General features: G+C 54.2%; 22 protein-coding genes. 18 read left to right on the top strand and 4 right to left on the bottom strand.

Translation table 11 applies throughout. The annotated features are described in order from the left end of the window. Positions 1 to 21: 21 nt before the first annotated feature. Complete coding sequence (locus QZ305_RS06570; protein WP_294730944.1) at positions 22 to 483, bottom strand: hypothetical protein; 462 nt, start codon at positions 481 to 483, stop codon at positions 22 to 24. Between the two features lie 95 nt (positions 484 to 578). Next, positions 579 to 2,201, bottom strand: a complete 1,623-nt coding sequence (locus tag QZ305_RS06565; protein WP_294730943.1) for a CTP synthase — start codon at positions 2,199 to 2,201, stop codon at positions 579 to 581. 278 nt (positions 2,202 to 2,479) lie between these two features. Between QZ305_RS06565 and QZ305_RS06560 the strand changes: the two genes are divergently transcribed. The 16 genes from QZ305_RS06560 (at position 2,480) to QZ305_RS06485 (ending at position 17,822) form a co-directional block, all read left to right on the top strand. Next, entirely contained in the window at positions 2,480 to 3,679 is a 1,200-nt protein-coding gene (locus tag QZ305_RS06560) for an AI-2E family transporter (protein WP_294730942.1), read from the top strand. Beyond that, complete coding sequence (locus QZ305_RS06555; protein ID WP_294730941.1) at positions 3,672 to 4,643, top strand: YafY family protein; 972 nt, start codon at positions 3,672 to 3,674, stop codon at positions 4,641 to 4,643. The genes QZ305_RS06560 and QZ305_RS06555 overlap by 8 nt, the downstream gene beginning before the upstream one ends. Before the next feature lie 26 nt (positions 4,644 to 4,669). Then, on the top strand, positions 4,670 to 6,097 hold the full coding sequence (locus QZ305_RS06550; RefSeq protein WP_294730940.1) for a DUF2779 domain-containing protein: 1,428 nt from the start codon (positions 4,670 to 4,672) through the stop codon (positions 6,095 to 6,097). A gap of 3 nt (positions 6,098 to 6,100) precedes the next feature. Next, the gene (locus QZ305_RS06545) at positions 6,101 to 7,078 is read left to right on the top strand and encodes a zinc dependent phospholipase C family protein (RefSeq protein WP_294730939.1); all 978 of its coding nucleotides are present in this window, start codon (positions 6,101 to 6,103) and stop codon (positions 7,076 to 7,078) included. 63 nt (positions 7,079 to 7,141) lie between these two features. Continuing rightward, a complete protein-coding gene (locus QZ305_RS06540) occupies positions 7,142 to 7,978 on the top strand; it encodes a sulfide/dihydroorotate dehydrogenase-like FAD/NAD-binding protein (protein ID WP_294730938.1) in 837 nt (278 codons plus the stop codon). A 2-nt stretch (positions 7,979 to 7,980) separates the two neighbouring features. Then, a complete protein-coding gene (gene gltA, locus QZ305_RS06535; protein ID WP_294730937.1) occupies positions 7,981 to 9,369 on the top strand; it encodes an NADPH-dependent glutamate synthase in 1,389 nt (462 codons plus the stop codon). Positions 9,370 to 9,736: 367 nt separating this feature from the next. Beyond that, positions 9,737 to 10,297, top strand: coding sequence for an elongation factor P (gene efp, locus QZ305_RS06530; protein WP_067556728.1), 561 nt, complete (start codon positions 9,737 to 9,739; stop codon positions 10,295 to 10,297). Between the two features lie 150 nt (positions 10,298 to 10,447). After that, on the top strand, positions 10,448 to 11,356 hold the full coding sequence (locus tag QZ305_RS06525) for a hypothetical protein (protein ID WP_294730936.1): 909 nt from the start codon (positions 10,448 to 10,450) through the stop codon (positions 11,354 to 11,356). Then, entirely contained in the window at positions 11,356 to 12,015 is a 660-nt protein-coding gene (cmk, locus tag QZ305_RS06520) for a (d)CMP kinase (RefSeq protein WP_294730935.1), read from the top strand. Before QZ305_RS06525 ends, cmk begins: the two co-directional genes overlap by 1 nt. Positions 12,016 to 12,024: 9 nt before the next feature. Then, the gene (gene der, locus QZ305_RS06515; protein WP_294730934.1) at positions 12,025 to 13,332 is read left to right on the top strand and encodes a ribosome biogenesis GTPase Der; all 1,308 of its coding nucleotides are present in this window, start codon (positions 12,025 to 12,027) and stop codon (positions 13,330 to 13,332) included. A gap of 28 nt (positions 13,333 to 13,360) precedes the next feature. Then, positions 13,361 to 14,365 (top strand): NAD(P)H-dependent glycerol-3-phosphate dehydrogenase, encoded by a 1,005-nt coding sequence (locus tag QZ305_RS06510; protein WP_294730933.1) that lies wholly within the window; start codon positions 13,361 to 13,363, stop codon positions 14,363 to 14,365. Continuing rightward, positions 14,358 to 14,666 (top strand): HU family DNA-binding protein, encoded by a 309-nt coding sequence (locus QZ305_RS06505; RefSeq protein WP_294730932.1) that lies wholly within the window; start codon positions 14,358 to 14,360, stop codon positions 14,664 to 14,666. The genes QZ305_RS06510 and QZ305_RS06505 overlap by 8 nt, the downstream gene beginning before the upstream one ends. Continuing rightward, a complete protein-coding gene (msrA, locus tag QZ305_RS06500; RefSeq protein WP_294730931.1) occupies positions 14,663 to 15,202 on the top strand; it encodes a peptide-methionine (S)-S-oxide reductase MsrA in 540 nt (179 codons plus the stop codon). Before QZ305_RS06505 ends, msrA begins: the two co-directional genes overlap by 4 nt. Beyond that, positions 15,199 to 15,996, top strand: a complete 798-nt coding sequence (locus tag QZ305_RS06495) for a M15 family metallopeptidase (protein ID WP_294730930.1) — start codon at positions 15,199 to 15,201, stop codon at positions 15,994 to 15,996. Before msrA ends, QZ305_RS06495 begins: the two co-directional genes overlap by 4 nt. A 96-nt stretch (positions 15,997 to 16,092) precedes the next feature. After that, positions 16,093 to 17,325, top strand: coding sequence for an alkyl sulfatase dimerization domain-containing protein (locus QZ305_RS06490; RefSeq protein ID WP_294730929.1), 1,233 nt, complete (start codon positions 16,093 to 16,095; stop codon positions 17,323 to 17,325). Positions 17,326 to 17,573: 248 nt separating this feature from the next. Further along, entirely contained in the window at positions 17,574 to 17,822 is a 249-nt protein-coding gene (locus tag QZ305_RS06485) for a hypothetical protein (RefSeq protein WP_294730928.1), read from the top strand. A 2-nt stretch (positions 17,823 to 17,824) separates the two neighbouring features. Here the strand turns inward: QZ305_RS06485 and epsC are convergent, their stop codons facing one another. Continuing rightward, positions 17,825 to 18,505 (bottom strand): serine O-acetyltransferase EpsC, encoded by a 681-nt coding sequence (epsC, locus tag QZ305_RS06480; RefSeq protein ID WP_294730927.1) that lies wholly within the window; start codon positions 18,503 to 18,505, stop codon positions 17,825 to 17,827. A 170-nt stretch (positions 18,506 to 18,675) separates the two neighbouring features. On the opposite strand from epsC, the gene QZ305_RS06475 reads away from it, so the two are divergent. Next, the gene (locus QZ305_RS06475) at positions 18,676 to 19,020 is read left to right on the top strand and encodes a single-stranded DNA-binding protein (RefSeq protein WP_294730926.1); all 345 of its coding nucleotides are present in this window, start codon (positions 18,676 to 18,678) and stop codon (positions 19,018 to 19,020) included. Beyond that, entirely contained in the window at positions 19,013 to 20,053 is a 1,041-nt protein-coding gene (locus tag QZ305_RS06470; RefSeq protein WP_294730925.1) for a tyrosine-type recombinase/integrase, read from the top strand. Before QZ305_RS06475 ends, QZ305_RS06470 begins: the two co-directional genes overlap by 8 nt. A 258-nt stretch (positions 20,054 to 20,311) precedes the next feature. On the opposite strand, the gene QZ305_RS06465 is transcribed toward QZ305_RS06470, so the two are convergent. Further along, positions 20,312 to 20,773, bottom strand: coding sequence for a hypothetical protein (locus QZ305_RS06465; RefSeq protein ID WP_294730924.1), 462 nt, complete (start codon positions 20,771 to 20,773; stop codon positions 20,312 to 20,314). Positions 20,774 to 20,953: the final 180 nt, after the last annotated feature.

Genomic DNA, 20,953 nt, shown 5'->3' with positions numbered 1-20,953 from the left:
CCGGGCAGAATCAGAAATGGCTTACTTCGCTTCTGCTTCCTTGACTGCATCCACCATGTTCTTGATGGAGATTGTGCAGCCGGACTTCAGATCTTCGTTTTCGGCTTTTCCTTCGTCGTTCAGCTTGATGGAGTCAACACCGTTTTCCAGAATGTAGTTTTCCAGGAATTCCACCTGCTCATACCATTCCTTCTCCACTGTGCTGGCTTTCTTCATGCCGTAGTCATCACCGAGATCTTTCTTGGACAGACCTTCTTCGTCGACTTCGTCAATGGATACAGCGGTAACTTTGTCGCCTTCCTTTGTGACTTCGGCTTTGGTCGTTGCACCATCGTGCTCGATTTCAGCTGTGGTTGTCTTTGCGTCTTCTGTTGTGGCTGCATCGGATGCAGCTGCTCCTTCTTCATCAACACCTGTGTTGGCGTTGCCGCAGCCGGCCAGCATAACCAGAGCCAGAGCGCCCAGGAAAAATTTCTTGTTCATGATACGTCGCCTCCCAATATGTAAAGCATTCTTTTGATGCACATCCATTATACGGAAGTTTGAATTGTATCACAGTTACTATGACCAATGGTTTGTCATTTTTCAGTTGAATTTTCTTTTTTCCGGTCCAGGGAAGCCCTGATCAGCCCCTTGAACAGCGGATGTGCCCGGTTGGGCCGGGACAGGAACTCCGGATGATACTGCACGCCAATGTAGAACGGATGATCCTTCAGTTCAATGGCTTCCACCAGCGTCTTGTCGGGACTCGTGCCGCTGATCAGCATGCCGGCGTTTTCAAACTCCGAGCGGTACATGTTGTTGAATTCATACCGGTGCCGGTGGCGTTCATCCACCAGTTCCCGCCCATAGCAGCTGTGCAGGTTCGTGCCGGGGCGGATGGAGCAGGGATAGGCACCCAGCCGCATCGTGCCCCCTTTGCGGATCTCGTTTTTCTGGTCCTCCATGAAATCGATCACGGTGTTTCTGCTGGCAGGATCGAATTCGTAACTGTTGGCATCCTCGTATCCCAGTGCATGACGGGCAAAGCTGATGGCAGCAATCTGCATGCCCAGGCAGATCCCCAGATAGGGAATGCGGTTGGTGCGGGCATAGTCCGCCACCTGAATCATGCCTTCCACGCCACGGCCGCCGAAACCGCCCGGCAGAATGATGCCGTCCACATCCCGGAAGACTTCATCCAGACTGGCATCCTCCAGCTGCTCGCTGTCCACCCAGTCGATCTCCACTTTGGCGCCATTGGCAAAACCTGCATGACTGAGGGCTTCTGCCACAGACAGATAGGCATCATGCAGCTGCACATACTTGCCCACCAGCGCGATCCGCACCGTCTGCGTCGGGTGATGGATGGTATCCACCAGCTGCCGCCACTCCTCCAGATCCGGCTGACGGGGTTCCAGACCCAGCTTGCTGCAGACCAGATCCGCCAGATGCTGATCTTCCAGCATCAGCGGTACCTCATAGAGGGAATCCAGAGTCCTGTTCTGAATCACACAGTCTTTCTGCACATTGCAGAACAGGGAAATCTTGTTCAGGACCGACTGGGGAATTTCCTCGTCGCAGCGGGCAATGATGATGTCCGGGTTGATGCCGTGGGACTGCAGATCCTTCACCGAGTGCTGTGTGGGCTTGGATTTGAATTCGTTGGAGCCTGACAGATAGGGGATATAGGTCACATGCATGAAGACGCAGTTTTCCCGTCCCACTTCCAGCGGGACCTGACGGATGCTTTCCAGGAAAGGAAGACTTTCGATGTCTCCGGTGGTGCCGCCGATTTCCGTGATCACGAAATCCGCCTGTGCATGTCTGCCGGCCTGGATCACGAAGTTCTTGATTTCATCGGTCACATGGGGAATCACCTGCACGGTTTCACCCAGATACTTGCCGTCCCGTTCCTTGTTGATGACATTCCAGTACACCCGGCCGGTGGTCAGATTCGAATACGTATGGAGGTTCTCGTCGATAAAGCGTTCATAGTGTCCCAGATCCAGATCGGCTTCCAGCCCGTCGTCGGTCACAAAGACTTCCCCGTGCTGGTAGGGAGACATGGTACCCGGATCAACGTTGATGTAGGGATCCAGTTTCTGGCTGGTGACTTTATAGCCGCGGCTTTTCAGCAGCCGGCCCAGACTGGCCGCGCTGATGCCTTTGCCCAGACCGGACACTACACCGCCGGTCACAAATATGTATTTTGTCGTCATGCTGTCCTCCTGACAGAACAATTCTAAAGGCCGCAGGCAGTCAAGTCAAAACCGCTGCGGCAAAATGAAAGGCCGCTTTCACGAAAATCCGGTGAAAGGTCTGACAGCTTCTGAAACAGCTGGTGGTGTCAATGACGACAATGGTGCAAACCGGACTGTACAGGACAGATAACCGGTCAAACCATGCATTCATGTTGTACAATATCTCTGTTGCGAGGCGACAGGTTCTGCACCGGTTTCAGGAGCGCATTCGGTGCAGTGACACAGGGAGGGAAAATATGTTCCATTTGGATAAACAGTACAGAAACAGGGAAATCCTGATCCAGCGGCTGATCCTGTTTGCGCTGGGACTGGGCATGGTGATTCTGTATTTCCGGCAGATCCTGGATTTCTTCGGTCACATCATCAGCATCTGCATGCCCTTCATTGTCGGTGGGTTTCTGGGCTACGTTCTCAACGTGCTGGCCACAAACCTGCTCACCTGGGGACAGCGGCTGTTTGGCATGAAGGTGAACCGTTTCACCCGTTTTCTGTGCAACTGTCTGGCGATTCTGACATTGCTTCTGCTGGTTGTCGTCTTCCTCTTTGTGCTGTTTCCAAGAATCGCTGAAAGCTTGCGGTCTTTTATGATCGATCTGCCGGCCAGCCTCAATGCCTTCTGGCTCTGGCTGCTGAAAATCACGGAAAACATGCCCTCGATCCACGACTGGATCAGCCAGCTGGATTTCTCCGTGGACAGTCTCTCCCGCAGCACGGAAGAATTTCTCGTCTGGATCAATGCAGATGCACAGGCGGATCTGATGAGCTCCGTATACAACGCCCTGACCTCTGCCTTTTCCTGGGCCTTCAACTGCATGATGTCGGTGATGTTCGCCATCATTCTCCTGTTCAACAAGCAGCGGGTGGTGCATGAAGGCCGGTCGTTCCTGGAAGCCTATATCCCCGAGCGCTTCCTGTCCAGGTGCATTCACATCCTGAAGCTCATTGACAATACCTTCACCGGCTACATCGGGGGCTCCTGTCTGGAATGTCTCATCCTGGGCACCCTGGTGGGTGTCTTCAGCGCCATCATCGGTCTGCCCTATGCGCTGCTTTCCGGTCTGGTGGTGGGAATCGGAGCCCTGGTTCCCATGTTCGGTGCCCTGACCGCCGCCCTGCTGGTGGCGCTGTTCATGGCTCTTGAGTCCCCCGCAAACGGACTGTACTTCATGATCCTGTTCATCTGCATCCAGCAGGTGGAAGGGAACTTCATTTATCCGCACGTCATGGGAAAAACCGTGGGACTGCCTCCTTTCTACGTCATGATCGCCATTACCATCGGCGCCAATGTGGCAGGGATCCTGGGCATGATCGTTTTCATTCCCATCACCTCGTGCATCTATCAGATCATCCGGGAAGATGCCGCCTGGCGGCTGGCCCGGAAACGGAAACAGGCCGAAGGACAGCAGCCGGAAGCCGGGGAGAATCATCATGTATAAAACCGCCAACACCCTGCGGATGCTGCAGATTCTGTACAGCGGGGGGATCGTCAAGAAAAAGGATCTGGCCAGAGATCTGGAAACCAACGAGCGCAACATCCGGGAATACAAAAAGGAACTGCTCATGGCAGGCTATGACATCGTGGAGCACAAAGGCCGTCATGGCGGATTGGAGCTGTGTGCACAGTCCATCATTCCCGCCGCCAGACTGACACCGGAACAGACAGATGCGTTTCTGGAAGCCCGGGATCTGGTTCATTCCCACGAATCCTTTCCTTCCAGGAAAGCGTTCGATCAGGCAGTGGAAAAGCTGTTTTCCGGCACAGTCCATTTCCAGGAAGCAGATGAAGACGATGCGATTCTGTATCTGACCCGCCGCCGGCAGGATCCGGAGACCAGCTGCACCCTCTATATGGAGCTGTGCCGCCGGGCGATCCGGGAAAAGAAACGGCTGGCCATGCGCTACCGCAGACGGGACGGGGTGCTGCATGATTACCTTCTGGAGCCCTACCGGGTGTTCTACAGCAAAAATGCCTACTATCTCTTTGCGGACAAAGTGGAACCGGGAAAAACCGGCACCGGCAACTGGCGCTGTTTCCGCTTTTCATCCACGAGAATGCAGGATGTCACCATGACGGATACTTCTTTCGCCCCATTCACGGACATCAGTCTCGAGCAGAATCTGGCTTCCTACGGCTTTGTGAAAACGCCCAACACGAAGTACCAGGTCCGGGTGAAAAAAGAAGCCGATCACCTGTTCCGGGAATCGGACTGGGGAGATGACCTGCGGCAGACAGGACAGGAAGGGGACTGGCTGCGGTTCACCTTCCACCGGGATGAGCAGGAAGGCCTGTTCAGTCAGCTGCTGCAGTTCGGCCCCAGTGTGGTGCTGGAAGCCCCGCAGGCTCAGCGGGAGGCCTTTGAACAGAAACTGCGGGATCTCAGTGAGGCATACAGCCTATGATGCTGCACGGAAGCGACCTGGTCCGCATGCAAAAATGTCCCCGCCTGGCCTGGCTGGAATATCATCACCGGCAGGAATCCAGTCTGCCGTTCTACAACATGGAGGACTCCTTTTCCTCCCTGTGGACCAGGGCTTACGGTCTGCAGGACACTCCCCGGGGGCAGCGGGGGGATTCCATGGAGGATTCCTTCCGGATCCTGGACTCTCTTGCCCCCGGAGAGTCTGCCCGCTTCATCCGCATCGTATACCGGGACCTTCGCATCACCATCCCCTGGATCAGAAAACTGGAGGATGGGTGGGAAGCCATCTGGCCGATGTTCACCGCCCGGGAATCGGAAGCCTGGGTCATGAAACTGGCCAGACTGGCAGCAGCAGCCAATGGCATCGACATCCGCCGGCAGGAAGCAGTCTTCCTCAACCGGTCCTATATCCGGCAGGGGTCTCTGGATACCGGCAAACTGTTCCTCAAAAGCGATTGTCTGGAAAACCGGAAGCATCACCTGACTTCATCCATCGAAGACCTGCAGGCCGATCTGGATGTGGATCCGGACCGGCTCATCGATGAAGCCTGCAGCCTGTTTTCCGGTCCCTGTCCCAAAGCTGTCAACAGCCGGCACTGTGCCTTGGGCAAACGCTTCCGGCACTATGAATCCTGCTTCCGCACCGATCTGCGTCCCGGAGATGATACGATTTTTCTGCGGACACTGCCCGGACGCTTCAGCCTGCCCGAGGGTTCCATGGCCGACCTGGATCCTGCCGGACTGGAGAACTATCCCACTGCGTTTGGACAGTATCAGGCAGCCAGACACAATCCCTGGATCGACAGGGAAGGACTGCGGCAGTGGATGCAGGATGCCGTGCATCCCTATTCCTATCTGGATTTTGAATGGGATACCTTCGCTGTCCCTCCCTACAGGGGAATGAAACCCGCGGATGTCCTCTGTTTTCAGTTTTCCCTGCATACCGAAACGGAGGAAGGACTGGACCATGCTTCGTTTTTCGGCTGGGGCGACTGCCGCAGGGCCTTTATTCAGCGGCTTCTGGAAACTGTGCCGAAGGAAGGAACGATTTTTGTCTACAATATGGAAGGAGCCGAAGCCCTGCGTCTCCGGCAGCTGGCCAGACAGTTTCCGGAATATGCCGAACCGCTGCAGCAGATCTGGGAGCGGATGAAGGATCTGTCAAAGCCCTTTGAAAACGGACTGTATTACAATCTCCGGATGAAGGGCCGCTTTTCCCTGAAGCAGGTCGTGACGCTGTTCACGGATGATCCTGTCTACAGCTCCCTGGCCATCCACGATGGACTGCAGGCTGTCAGAGCCTACCGTGAATATGAAACCGCTGATCCCGGGACCAGAGAGCGGATCATGGAGGAACTGGACCGGTACTGTCAAATGGATACATATGCAGAATATCTAGTCCTGAAGGGACTGGAGAAAGTCATGGAGGAATGAATCATGCCCAATCTGATCACACACCAGCTGCTGGCTCAGGAAGCAGCTGACAAAATGCCTGCGGAAATCCGCAGCCTGCTGAAATCCCGTTCGCATCTGATGGGAATCGGGTCCAGCGGACCGGACTTCCTGTTTTTCCAGGGACTGAATCCGGCTTCTTTCTGGAAACCCGCCAGGATCCGTCAGTACGGCGGAAAGCTGCACCACAGTCACGTCAATGATTTCTATCGCTCTGCCATTGACTCCATCCGCATGCAGAAGGATCCGGATATCCGCAGGGACATGGAAGCCTATGTCTGCGGTCATCTCTGCCACTGGGCACTGGACTCCACGGCTCATCCTTATATTTTCGGCCGGACCGGACAGGGAAGCCCGGAAAGCTCCATCAGACATCACACGATGGAGAGTCTGATCGACGCGATCATGCTGAAAATCAAAAAAGGACAGACCATTCAGGATTTTTACTTTCCGGCGATTGCGGACTGCAGCCGTGAAGAAAAACGGGCAGTGGCCAGAGTGTATGTGCCTGCCATCTCCCGGATTTTCCAGGATGATATCCGGCCTCACCTCATTGCAGATTCCCTGGATGACTGGCACAATATGCAGAAACGCTTCTATGATGCCGCCGGCCGGAAAAAGCGCGGACTGCAGATGGCGGAAAAAGCCGTCGGTCAGGAAAATCTGATTTCGGGACTGGTGGTGCCTCCGGAGATTGAAGACAACTGGGATGTCCTGAACCTGCAGCACAAACGGTGGGTGCATCCCTGTGACGGGACAGTCGTCAGCACGGACTCTTTTCTGGACCTGTACGATCAGGCTGTGGAGAAAGCCGTGGAAGCCATGACACTGTTTCTGGAAGCGCTGGCCAATCCTGACAGGGAGGCGGCATTCTTCGGTTTTCTGGATGACCGGGGATATGATACGGGACTGAACAACGATGCCCCTATGGTGAATTTTGATATCATCGATTTTAAATACTGATTTTTGATACCGGTTTCGAAAGAAGCCGGTTTTTTGTTATGATTTATCGGTGAGGTGAGCCAAATGTATAAAATTCTGAAAAAGGAAGCACTCAATCCCACAGTCACCCGGATGGTGATCGATGCCCCGCATGTGGCGAAACGCGCCAAAGCGGGACAGTTTATCATCCTGCGGGTGGACGAGCAGGGTGAACGCATTCCCCTGACCATAGCCGGCGCCGATCCGGAAACCGGGGAAGTCACGATCATTTTCCAGATCGTGGGCAAAACCACCATGCTGCTGAACGCCATGGAAGAAGGCCAGTCCCTTCAGGATTTCGCCGGTCCTCTGGGCCGTCCCAGCGAGATCGAAGGAGAATCCGTCTGCATCATCGGCGGTGGTGTGGGCTGTGCCATCGCGCTGCCTACAGCACAGGCTTTCCATGACGCAGGAAAACAGGTCACTGCCATCACCGGATTCCGGAATCAGGATCTCGTGATCCTGGAGGATGAGTTCCGTCAGGCAAGTGACGATTTCCATCTGATGAGCGATGACGGCACCGCCGGAGAGAAAGGGCTCGTGACGGACAAGCTGGAAGCGCTCATTCAGGCAGGACGGCACTTTGACAAGGTGATCGCCATCGGTCCGATCGTGATGATGAAGTTCGTGACCCGGACCGCCCAGAAACACGGCATTCCGGTGGTTGTCAGCATGAACCCGATCATGATCGACGGCACGGGCATGTGCGGTGGATGCCGGCTGAAAGTCGGTGACGAAATCAAGTTTGCCTGTGTGGACGGACCGGATTTCGATGGAGCACTGGTGGACTTTGACGAAGCCGCCAGCCGCAACCGGGCGTACCTGGATTTCGAGCAGCGTGAGCGGGAAGAAGCCTGCCGGCTTCTGAATCAGGAGGTTTGACCATGCCGAATATGAAACCGGAAAAAACAGCAATGCCTGTGCAGGATCCGGAAATCCGGATCACCAATTTTGACGAAGTGGCACTGGGCTATACGGAAGCCATGGCCCGGGACGAAGCCGAACGGTGTCTGCACTGCCGGCATCAGCCCTGTGTGCAGGGATGTCCGGTGAATGTCAACATCCCTGACTTCATCGAAAAAGTCAAAGCAGGCGACTATGAAGGCGCTTATGAAATCATCTCCCTGACCTCTTCTCTGCCGGCTGTCTGTGGCCGCGTATGTCCCCAGGAATCCCAGTGTGAAAAATACTGCGTCCGGGGCATCAAAATGCAGCCGGTTGGCATCGGCCGGCTGGAACGGTTTGTGGCTGACTGGCACCGGGAAAACAGCGAATCCCATGTTCAGGCTCCGGTTTCCAACGGTCACAAAGTGGCTGTGATTGGTGCTGGTCCTGCCGGTCTGACAGCAGCCGGGGATCTGGCCAGACGGGGATACCAGGTGACGGTATTCGAAGCCCTGCATGTGGCCGGTGGTGTGCTGATGTACGGCATTCCCGAATTCCGTCTGCCCAAGGCCATCGTGCAGAAGGAAATCGAAACCCTGAAGGATCTGGGCGTGGAAATCATCACAAACTTCGTTGTGGGACGCTCGGATACCATTGACGCGCTGATGGATGCCGGCTATGAAGCGGTATTCGTGGGCTCCGGCGCCGGCCTTCCCAACTTCATGGGGCTGCCGGGGGAAAACCTGAAAGGGGTGTATTCCGCCAATGAATTCCTGACGCGGATCAACCTTATGAAGGCATTCCGCGAGGGAAGCCCCACCACGGTTCAGCATCCGAAAAAGACCGTGGTTGTGGGCGGCGGCAACGTGGCCATGGATGCAGCCCGCTGTGCCCGCCGTCTGGGTTCGGAAGTGCACATCGTATACAGACGGAGTCTGGAAGAGCTGCCGGCCCGGAAGGAAGAAGTGGAGCATGCCATGGAAGAGGGAATCATCTTCGATCTGCTCTGCAACCCGGTGGAGGTTCTGGGCAACGACGAAGGCTGGATCACCGCAGTGAAGTGCGTGCGCATGGAACTGGGCGAGCCGGATGCTTCAGGCCGCCGCCGGCCGGTGGTGATTCCGGGTTCGGAATTTGTGATTGATGTGGACTGCATGATCATGGCCATCGGCACGAGCCCAAACCCGCTGATCCGTTCCACCACAGAGGGACTGGAAGTCAACCGGCGGGGATGTCTGATCGTGGATGAGAACGAGCAGACCAGCCGGGAAGGCGTGTATGCCGGCGGCGATGCCGTGACTGGAGCCGCCACTGTGATTTCCGCCATGGGAGCCGGCAAGAAAGCGGCTGCAGCCATGGATGCCTGGATTCAGGGAAGAACAGACTGACAGACAGAAAAACGCCCGGCCGGGCGTTTTTCCATTGCCAGGTTTCCTGCTGGCTGCGCCGCGATGGGGAGTTGCCGAAAAACAATCCTGTTTTTTCCAATGTGTAAGGGTTTACATGCGTCCCGGACTGGTCTACGATGTCTGTGGGTAAAACAATCGGGACATGGCTCAGTTCCGAAACGCTGACCGGCAACATCCTTCCTTACACGGTCAGGCTGATTTATCTGTTATCGATTCCTTTCGATATGAGAAAAAGCGCAGGGCGCTTTTTCTTTTGCGTTCTCCGCCGGACCGGCTTCCATGGTTTGACAAATCCCGGCAGGGTCTTTACATTTATATTGGAAAAAAACGAGGAGTGTAATCAGTTATGATCAGTTCGAACGATTTGAAACCCGGTCAGACCATCAACGTTGACGGTGACATTTATGTGGTTCTGGACATTTCCCAGAACAAAACAGCAAGAAGCGCCATGGTGGTCAAGGCCAAGGTCCGCAACCTGCGCACAGGATCCAATGTGGAACTGTCCTGGGGCGGCGGCGAAAAAGTGGAGCCGGCCATGATCGAGAAAAAGGAAATGCAGTATCTGTATGACACAGATGATGCCATGGTATTCATGGACAACGAAACCTATGAACAGGTGGAAATCCCCATGAGCCGTCTGGAGTGGGAACGCAAGTTTGTCAAAGCCAACGACAATGTGAACATTTCCAGCTACGAAGGTGAAATCATCGGTATCGCACTGCCTGACAAAGCCACTCTGCAGATCGTGGAATGCGAACCTGCTGTCAAGGGTGATACAGCCACCTCCGCTTCCAAGACCGCCAAAATGGAAACCGGTCTGGAAGTCAAGGTGCCTCTGTTCATCGAGGAAGGCGAAATGATCGTCGTCAACACCAGCGACGGCAAGTATTCCGGCCGGGCGAAATAACCCGCCGTCACACATCAGCCCTGTCCAGGGAGCCGGCGCAGGACATTCCAGTCCTGGAGCCTGCAGCCGCCCGGACAGGGCTTTTTTCGCGCACCGGTATCAGGACACAGGTTTTGATTGTATAATGTACTGGTGAATTTAGGAGGAACTATGGCGAAACTTTCAAGAACGCAAAGATATCAGGAACTGAGGGACCATCTGGACGAGGAAACCACACAGGCCCAGGCGGCACCGGTCAAAAGCCCCAGGCTGTCCAGAGTGCAGTCAAGTTCCAACTCGCTGCCGCATGCTGCGAAAGCATATTTTCCCCACGAGGAAACCGAACCCAGGCCCGCTGAACCGGATCTGCCCACCAGTCCGGTGATTGACGAGCTGCTTGGGGAAGTGAAACAATACAACATCGACAATGGCAACCGGTTTACGGATGACACGCAAATCAACATACTGAAACAGCTGGACCGGCCTGAGAGCGAGGATCAGCGCCGCAAGGCCCACGTCCTGCCCATGGAAGAGCCTCAGGAAGATTTCGGCTCCACCATGAAAATGCCAAGAACCTCCACCAGGGAGTCCGTACTGGAGCTGAGCTCTGTGGATGAACAGCCTGCATCCGCCCCGGTTCCTGTTCAGGAGAAACTCACCGAACGCCGCATTGTGCTGACTGCCGGAGACATCCGGGCTGATGAGTTCGAAGAAAACGATCAGCTGGATGTGCTCACCACCGGCCGCCAGGAGACACTGGAAAACACTGTCCGGCAGGAAAAGCTGGATGCGCCGAAAAAGAAGAAGAAAAAGAAAAAAAGCCGTCCGGCACCCGCTGCTTCTTCCGCAAATGCAGCTGCATCCTCTGCACCGAAACCCAAAAAGAACCGGAAAGACACCGGTGACATGCCCAGCGCCAAGATGCGCATCAAAGTGGATGACTATGATGAGGAACTCCCGGCCAGAAAACAGAAGAATTCCAGCCGGACACTGAACATCGTTCTTGGACTGCTGATTGTGGCACTGATTGTCGCCATTGCATTCATGGTGTACTTCGTCCGCAGTCTGGGTGCCCTTTGATGCGGACATTCAACATCGCCATTGATGGGACAAGCGGCGTCGGAAAGAGTTCCGCTGCTGATCTGCTGGCGCAGGCCAACGGCATGATCCATCTGGATACAGGCGCCATGTACCGCTGTGTGGCGCTGGCGATGAAACAGGCCGGGGTGAATCCGGATTGCCCGGAAGAAGTCAGCCGGGTTCTTGACACGGTCCGGATCCGGTTTCTGGGAAAGAGAGTCTATCTCAATGACCAGGAGGTGACGGACGCCATCCGGACCAGCGAAATTTCCAATCTGACTTCCCGGGTGGCAGCTCTGCCTGCAGTCCGGAAAGCCATGACGTCGCTGCAGCAGCAGACAACCGCAGCCGGCGGCTATATTGTGGACGGACGGGACATCGGATCCGTGGTTCTGCCCCAGGCACCGGTGAAAATCTTCCTGAGCGCCCGGCCCGAAGCACGCGCCCGCAGACGATATGATGAATACAGGCAGAAGGGAATCGAAGCCGATTACAGTCAGATTCTGGAAGACATCCAGAAGCGCGACTGGCAGGATTCCCATCGGAGCACGGCACCGCTGGTCAAAGCAGGGGATGCCGTGGAAATCGACACGTCCGATATGACTCTGGATCAGGTGACAGCTGCGATTCAGCGGCTGATCGACGCTGCCGGGAAATGAGGTAATAACATGATACGTGGAGTTGCAGCCATTGTTGGCCGCCCGAATGTAGGAAAGAGCACGCTGTTCAACAGGCTCCTGGGAGAGCGTAAAAGCATTGTGGATGATACGCCGGGTGTGACCCGGGACCGCATCTACGGTGATGTGGAATGGCTGACACAGACTTTCCGCCTGATCGACACCGGCGGCATTCAGCTGGAGGATCAGGATTTCGGCGAAGAAATCAACATGCAGGTGGACATTGCCATTGAAGAGGCAGATGTCATTGTCTTCCTGACCTCGGCCAGGGAAGGTGTCACAGCCGACGACATCGCCATTGCCCGCAAACTGCGAAAATCCGGGAAGCCGGTGATTCTCGCGGTCAACAAGGCGGACAATGAAAAACTGCAGATGGAAGTCTATGATTTCTATCAGCTGGGGCTGGATGATCCCATCACGCTTTCCGCTTCACACGGGATCGGCATCGGCGATCTCCTGGACCGGGTCATGGACAGGATGCCGGTCCGTGAGATCAAGCCCTATGAAGGCGTGACCTCCTTCTGTGTCATTGGCCGGCCGAATGTGGGAAAGAGTTCTCTGGTCAACGCCATTCTGAAGGAAGACCGTTCCATCGTTTCCAATGTGGAAGGCACCACACGTGATGCCATTGATACGCCGTTCTTCTACGATGGACGGGAATATATGATCATCGATACGGCCGGTATCCGAAAGCGGGGAAAAATCTGGGAAAACATTGAAAAGTATTCCATTCTCCGGGCTGTCAGTGCCATTGAACGGGCAGATGTCGCTCTGTTTCTCATTGACGGGGAAAAAGGCATCCGGGCACAGGACAAGCATGTGGCAGGCCTGGCTCATGAAGCCGGAAAAGGGGTCATCATTGTCTACAACAAGTGGGATGCGGTGGAAAAAGATGAAAAGACCATGTCACGGATCACAAAAAAAATCCGGGAAGAGTTCAAGTATCTGGACTATGCGCCAGTGGCCTTTGTATCTGCTCTGACCGGTGCCAAGGTTCAGAACCTCATTCCCCTGATTGACGAAGTACATGAGATGTGCACACTGCGGGTACCCACCAACGTGCTGAACGATGTGATCCTGGATGCGCAGATGATGAATCCGCCCAAACCGCACAACGGCCGGCAGCTGAAGATCTACTATGCTTCGCAGGTATCCGTGGAGCCGCCCACAATCATTCTGTTTGTGAACGATCCGGAACTTCTGCATTTCAGCTATATCCGATATCTGGAAAACAGACTCCGGGAAGCATTCGGTTTTACTGGCACTCCGATCCGCCTCAATGCGCGCAAACGCTCCTGAGCGGATGTTCAGAAAGGAGACTTCAATCATGAAGACTGCAGTCATAGGCAGCGGCAGCTGGGGCACGGCTCTGGCGCAGACCCTGCAGGACAATGGCCAGGATGTCATTGTCTACGGTGTGGATGAAAACGAAATCCGCGACATCAACGAAAACCACAAAAACTCAAAATACTTCGGGGACACGCAGCTGAATCCGCTGCTGAAAGCCACCACCGACATCAGCGCCGTAAAGGATGCAGATGTGGTTGTTCTGGCTGTTCCCTCCATTGCCATTGAGCCGATTGTCCGCCAGGTGGATGCGGTTCTGGAGAAGCCGGCTGTCTTTGTCAATGTGGCCAAGGGCTTTCATCCGGTGACCAATGAACGGCTGTCCGATGTCATCCGGCACAGTGTATCTCCGGACCACCTGTCCAGCGTGGTGAGCCTGATCGGCCCCAGTCACGCTGAAGAAGTGGTGATCCGGCAGCTGACCACCATTGATGCGGTCTCTCAGAACGAAGAGGACGCCAGACTTGTCCAGGAGCTATTCTCCAATGGATATCTGCGGATTTATACCGGCACGGATGAAGTAGGCTCCGAACTCGGAGCTGCAATCAAGAATGTCATGGCAATCGCAAGCGGAATCCTCTCCGGTCTCGGCTATCAGGACAACACCCGTGCGGCCCTGATCACCCGCGGGCTTCAGGAGATGATCCGTTATGGAACGCATTTTGGCGGGAAAGAACAGACATTCATGGGCCTCACCGGTGTGGGCGATCTGATTGTCACCTGTACCAGCCCGCATTCCCGGAACTTCCAGGCCGGATACCAGATCGGCCGGGAAAACGATGTGAAGAATTTCCTGGAGAACAACACAAAAACCGTGGAAGGTGTGCGGACAGCCAAAATCGTGCACCGCGTTGCCAGCCAGGAAGGCATTGACATGCCCATCTGCGAGGAGATTTATCAGATTCTCTACGAAGGAAAGGAACCCAGTCTCTGTGCCAGCGATCTGATGGTGCGCAGACTGAAAAAAGAATTCCCGGATGCCTAAGTACGTCAACCGGGATTCTTTGTCTCAGGCACTCAGTCACGGTCTGGGGCTGTCGTCCAAAGATGCCCAGGATGCGGTGACTCTCGTGTTTGAGGAACTTTCAGACTGTCTGGCCGACAATGGAACAGTGGATATAGCCGGCTTCGGCAAGTTCACGCTGTTTCACCGGAAGGAACGAATGGGAATCAACCCGGCGACTGGGGAACGGATCCCCATTGAAGCCAGCGAACTGCCAAAGTTCCGTCCATCGGCTACTTTGAAAAAGCGCTGCAATCTGCAGCGTCAGGAACGTCAGAGATGAAACAGACCGAATCCATCGTTCTGGCTGGCGGCTGTTTCTGGGGACTGCAGGCGTTTCTGCGACGTCTGCCAGGAGTCGTGGACACAGAATCCGGCTATGCCAACAGCCGTCTGCCAGATCCTTGCTATGAACAGGTCTGTACCGGAACGACCGGAGCGGCAGAAGCTGTGCTGGTGCGGTTTGATCCGTCACAGATCTCGCTGCGACAGCTGCTGGATGCTTTTTTCACGGTCATTGATCCGACCACACTGAACCGGCAGGGAAATGATGTAGGTACCAGTTACCGAAGCGGCATTTTCTATTCAGATCCTGCCATGCTGCCGGTCATTGAACGGACAGTAGCTTCTGTACAGAAACACTGCAGCCGTCCTGTGGTGACGGAAATCCTGCCGCTGCAGAATTTCCGGGCTGCCGAAGACTGGCATCAGGATTATCTGGAACGCAATCCCGGGGGGTATTGTCATATCCCTCTGCAAGTTATGCAGTCATTCCACCTGAAGACACAGGAAGAACTGGAAAGAGAGGACAGAACGTGAAGAAAACCGTTGTCTGGCTGATCATCCTGCTTATGGCTCTGGGGCTTGGAGCCGGCGCCTTTCAGGCCTTTCGGCAGACATCACAGCCTGTTTCCCCGACACTGTCATCATCCACAGACCAGACGGCCAAAGACACAGACAAACCGGCGTACAGCACCCGGGAACAGGTCTATGCCAACAGCCATCCGGACTACTCTGAATCCGAAGTCCGCAGAGATGTCCGGCTGGGACTGGATCAGGCTCTGTATGAAGAAGCGCAGACCGTGACTGATCCTGCTGCAGTGGATGTATTCGTGAACAAACACTGGCGTCTGCCCGAAGGGTATGTCCCTTCAGATCTGGTGGATGTTCAGGGAATCCAGCTGCGCCAGCCGGCAGCGGATGCCTGGAATCGCCTGCAGTCCGATCTGAAAAGTCAGGGAATCCCTGTCACAATTCAGACCGGCTGGATTTCCGGGGAAGACACAGACCGCCTGTACCAGGAGGCAGTGGCAGAATATGGCCAGGAACGGACAGACCTGGTCTTTGCAAAGCCCGGTTTCTTCGATGCCAATACAGGACTGAGTCTTGATTTCGGGCTGGAAGGATCGGAGGACCCCGCTTCAGATCCCCGATACAGTCAGATCATCCAGGAAGCCGTCAGACACGGCTTCATCCTCCGGTATACCGCGGACAACGAGCAGCTGTCCCAGACAGCCGCCCAGCCCCTGCACCTGCGGTATGTGGGAGACCAACTGGCTGCCAGCCTTTCAAAGGATGCTGTTTCCTTTGATGAATATTTTGGTTCCAGATAGCGCTGTTCACAGACAGCGCTATTATTATGCCGCTTCATTGGGTATAATAAACAGGAAAGTACTGGGTTGATTCATGAAGTTTTGGGAGGGAACGACTTGAATGGAGAACAGAAACTGAAAGACTTTGCCACTTCATATCTGGCAAAAAAAGTCTTTGTCATAGACGACGATATCATTCACTTCGCCAATTTCGGCAATTCGAGCTGCACGGCCATCATCGGTGACCACTCCGTGATTCTGATTGATGCAGTCCGCTCATCCCTGTATGCAAAGCAGGTCCGGGAGATCCTTGCCGAATATACAGACAAACCGGTCAGAACCATCATCTACACCACCATTCTCCCTGAAACACAGGGCGGGTCCGCTGTATTTGCGGATACAGTGGAACAGGTGATTGGCTGTACCGAAAATGTGCGGCCGCGCATCGCCCGCACCCGTCTGAACGATGTGAAGGACATGCGCAAGATTTTCACCAAAGGCTACGGTCTGGCGGACAAGCTGATCATACCGGATGGAAACACCCGGCAGGAACTGATTACATCCTTCGAGACTTCCCGGGATGAATGGCTCAAGCCGACGCTGTGGATAGAAAACAACTGCAGCATGGAAATAGATGGGGTGCAGCTTTCACTTCTGCGCACACCCGGAGAAACACCGGAAACAATCACTGTATGGCTCCCGGAGAAAAAAGCCGCAGCTGTGGGGTCGCTGTTTTACGGAACCTTTCCGAATTTCAACATCGTAACCGGTTCCGACTACATGGAGACAGAGATCTGGTGTGACTCTCTGCGGCTTGTCAGAGATCTGGAACCCGAAGTGCTGCTGCCTGCCATGACGGTGCCTGTCACCGGCAGGGAAGAAGTCAGAGAAACTCTGGAGACCTTTGCGGATGCTCTGGAATACATTCTGATCCACACGCTGGATGGCATCAATGATGGTCTGACTCTGGATGAAATCATTGCCTCGGTCACGCTGCCGGATTCTTTTCAGAAATGGTATCTGCAGGAACGGTACGGTCGGGTGGAATGGATGATCCGGGCGATCTGGACCCGCAATATGGGCTGGTTCTCGGGTCTTGCCCCGGAGCTGACGCCGCTTCCGGATGCCTCATTCCACGATGAGCTTATCCAGCTGATCGGGTATGAGAAGCTGACACAGCGGATTGAACAGGCACTGTCTGACGGGGAATACCAGCTGGCGCTGCAACTGTGCGAACTGGATCCCAGACGGTACAGGAACCAGAAAAAACGCTCTCTGTCCAGGCTTGGCAAAGAATCCGACTGCCTGGGAGAACGCTATTTCATGCTGGCACGGGCGGAAGAACTGTAACAGAGACAATCCGTGGATACCCTTTTGGGGTATCCGCTTTTTTTGACTGCCCCTTTCTGCCCGACCGTCTGGCAGCATGGTGAGCAGAGCATGACATCGTACAGATGCTTTTTCATGGGTTTGTGCTGATATTCCGGTTGATTTTCAGTAACTCCATAAATAATAGAGCCTTTATTTTCCGTATTTTTCAAAGACCAGAGTATACTTGTGGTATAGAGTTATTTTGATATGGTTGATGAAAGGTTCCCATGAAGACAAACAGCAAGGACATTTCCACATTTCTCCATCTGGCAAACGCTGCATACTGGCTGGATCATCCGGAAGACCTGATTGAAACACCGGTCCGCAAGAAAAAGACGACTCACCTGACAACGCAGGAAGCCGTCTGTACTGCAGCCAATCCGGAAGCCGTGACGGATTTTTTCCACTACATTCAGCTGGTGGAAGAACTTGGTCAGCTGCTGCGTTTACGCTATTCTGAACACACAGATCAGTAACATCAATGTCTGAGGCGCTCCGGTTCCTGAGAAGAAACGGAGCGTTTTCTGCGTTCCAGACACCGGAGTTTGCGCTCCAGTCTATCTTCGGAGAACCGGATGTGTCTGATCTCATCATCGATTCTGTCACTGAGCCCTTCCAGGGTCAGAACCGGCAGCTTGTGATTTCTGTATCGGACGGGATGTGCAGCAGCCGGCACCATGGTTGTATACGGAGGAACATCCCGGATGATCACTGAACCCGCTCCTATCCGGGCATCGTGGCCAATCGTGATGCGGCCAATGATTTTTGCCCCGGCACCAATCACCACGTTGTTCTGCAGAACCGGATGACGGTTGCCTGTCGTCTTACCCGTAGCACCCAGTGTAACACCCTGATACAGCGTGACATGATCACCGATGATGCATGTTTCACCAATCACAACCCCGCTGCCATGGTCTATGAAAAAGTCGCTGCCGATCTGTGCACCGGGATGAATATCAATACCGGTTTTCTGCTGTGCACGCAGGGAAAGAAATCTGGCCAGTGCATAATGACCTTTCAGATACAGTTTGTGGCTGGTATACCATGTATTCAAGGCTCTGAACCCGGGAAAAAACAGGATCTCCACCGTGCTTTTCAGGGAAGGATCCCGCTGTTTTATGGCTCTGATCTGAGCCAGGGCGAATTGCAGTTTATTCATGATTCCATTATAAATTCCGGGTTTCTCCGGGAACAGACAGTTGCCTCTTTCACCAGACGCCGGAAAAATGAAAGCGGTACAGGGCATGCAGGGCAGAGTTGATGTGCTATCATATGCAGGCAGAGTCTGCCGGATTTTGCATGCTGCTGCAGGGAAAGGATAGCGTACCAATGATTGATCAGTTTACAGCAGCCGGGCTGCTTCACAGAGACCCGGAGTTCAGAACCATGAAAAACGGCAGCCGTTTCCTGTCTGCCGTACTTGTCTGCAGCCGCCAGCTGTCTGCTGACAGACAGAGAAAGACAGGGAATGGCAGCCAGGCAGAACTGGTGGAAATCACTTTTTTTGACCAGCCAAGCATGGATCTGCTTCAGCAGTGCCGAAAAGGCGATTTCATCTCTGCCACCGGGTATATGCGTTCCGTTTACCATCAGCGCCCGGATGGATCCGGTTACTATTTCACTTCGCTCATTGGAACGGGACTGCTTCGGCTGGAGGAAAAACGGCATGGCTGAGGATATTCTGCTGCCGTCCCGGAACAATCCGGACAGCGAACTCTCCGTGGCAGATCACAGTCTGTTCGAACCGCAGATTATAGCCGGCTTGTGCCGCAAATGGCTGATCTACAACGACATTTCCCCGCGTTCCAGAGAAAAGTATACCCAATGGCTGAAAGCCTTTGCCCAGTGGTCCAGAGGGCAGGGAATCACGGAACCTGTCCGGGAGGATATCATCCGCTACCGGGATGAGCTGTCCAGGAACAAGCAGCCTTCCACAGTCAACAATTACATCCGGGCAGTCAAGTCGTTCTACCGTTATCTGGAAGCCGCGGGAATCCGCCCGGATATCACCCGTGGCATCCGCTGTCTGAAACTGGAGGCGGGCTTCCGAAAAGGATACCTGAATGAACAGCAGTGTGCAGATGTCATTGAAACGCAGAAGCTTGAACCCGCACAGGAAGAAAGCGATGCAGCCAGAGAACGGCGTATCCTGACCTCCGCCCGCAATCAGGCGCTGCTCATTCTGATCATGACAACCGGCATGCGGACCATCGAAGTCCGGCGGGCGGATTATGGTGATATTCAGATTCAGGGTGATTCCCGCATTCTGTATGTACAGGGAAAAGGGAAGAACGAGAAGGGGCAGTATGTGAAGATTCCCGATGAAACCTGGAAAGCACTGAGATCCTATCTGGCATTGCGGGGTCCACTGAGTCCCAGAGATCCATTGTTTGCCTCCATATCCAACCGGGACGCCGGCCAGCGGCTGACCACCCGCAGTATCAGCAGAATTTGTAAAAACGCTTTAATAGAAGCAGACTTAAACAGCTCGCGGCTCACGGCTCACAGTCTGCGTCATACAAATGCGACACTGGCTCTGAAAAACGGAGCTTCTGTGGAACAGGTGCAGCAGGTTCTTCGCCATGCAGATATCAATACAACCATGATTTATGTCCATGACATTGACCGGGAGCGAAACGCTGCCGAGGATCTGGTCGCCAGAGCGATTTTCGATGAACTGCCTGAACCAACTGAGAAACAGGCTTGATGATCCGTCCGTCCACCAACAACGGGCGGTTTTTGTCATTGCAGAAAGATGAGCAGATCATATATCCAGATGAGATCGAGGGACTGAACACGACACGGAAGAGCAGAAGTTTGTCTGAATGCAGCAATTCCCCGGAAATACCCGATCCCCTTATTTCAATGTCCGATTCCATGTATTTCCGGACATTGAAACAGGGAAAGAAATACCGTATTTTCCGGTATATTTCGCTGAATTTCCACAGGCCTCCGCCTGTTTCTGTCATCCGTGGACAACCGGACGCTTCTGGATGCAGATGAAAGCCACAGCATTCATCAGATACAGTGCGCAGGTTCCAAACATGGTTGCTGTCATCAGCAGCGCTCCTGTGGATAAGCCTGTGTGTTTCAGATACGTCAGGATGGATGCACCTGGAGCTGTTCCGATATAGCTGAGTGACAGACAGATCAGAACCGGCATCGAGACCAGATCAAGAATGCACCAGACTGCAGCCGCGGGTCTGCGGGCCTGAAACCACGGAACAATAATGCCCAGAATCCAGAGGCTGAAACTGATGATCCCTGTCCAGCTGGCGGGACTGAATCCTGTACTGATCAGCCAGGCATACACTTCAATCACAATGGCCAGGACCATCCACGGCCAGGATATCCATTTCCTTCTGCGGCAGAGAAAAACGAGAATGCAGAAAGCGGCAGCTGCCATGCAGACTGCGTAAAAGGTCATTGGCTGGATCCGATATTTAATCATAGGCCATTCGGTGCCAGAGCGTTGAACCTGTCCGGCTTCCCTTTCAAAGCTATTATATAATTTTATATTTATTTATCCAAGCAGCATTTCCTCTGTTATTCCAATCGAGTAGAGACTAGGTCCCTCTCACACCACCCAGCGTGCCGTTCGGCACTG

The sequence above is a fragment of the uncultured Faecalibaculum sp. genome (assembly GCF_910588395.1).
GTDB lineage: Bacteria > Bacillota_I > Bacilli_A > Erysipelotrichales > Erysipelotrichaceae > Faecalibaculum.
Note: the sequence above shows the minus strand (reverse complement) of the source record. Positions and strands in the feature narration are given on the sequence as shown.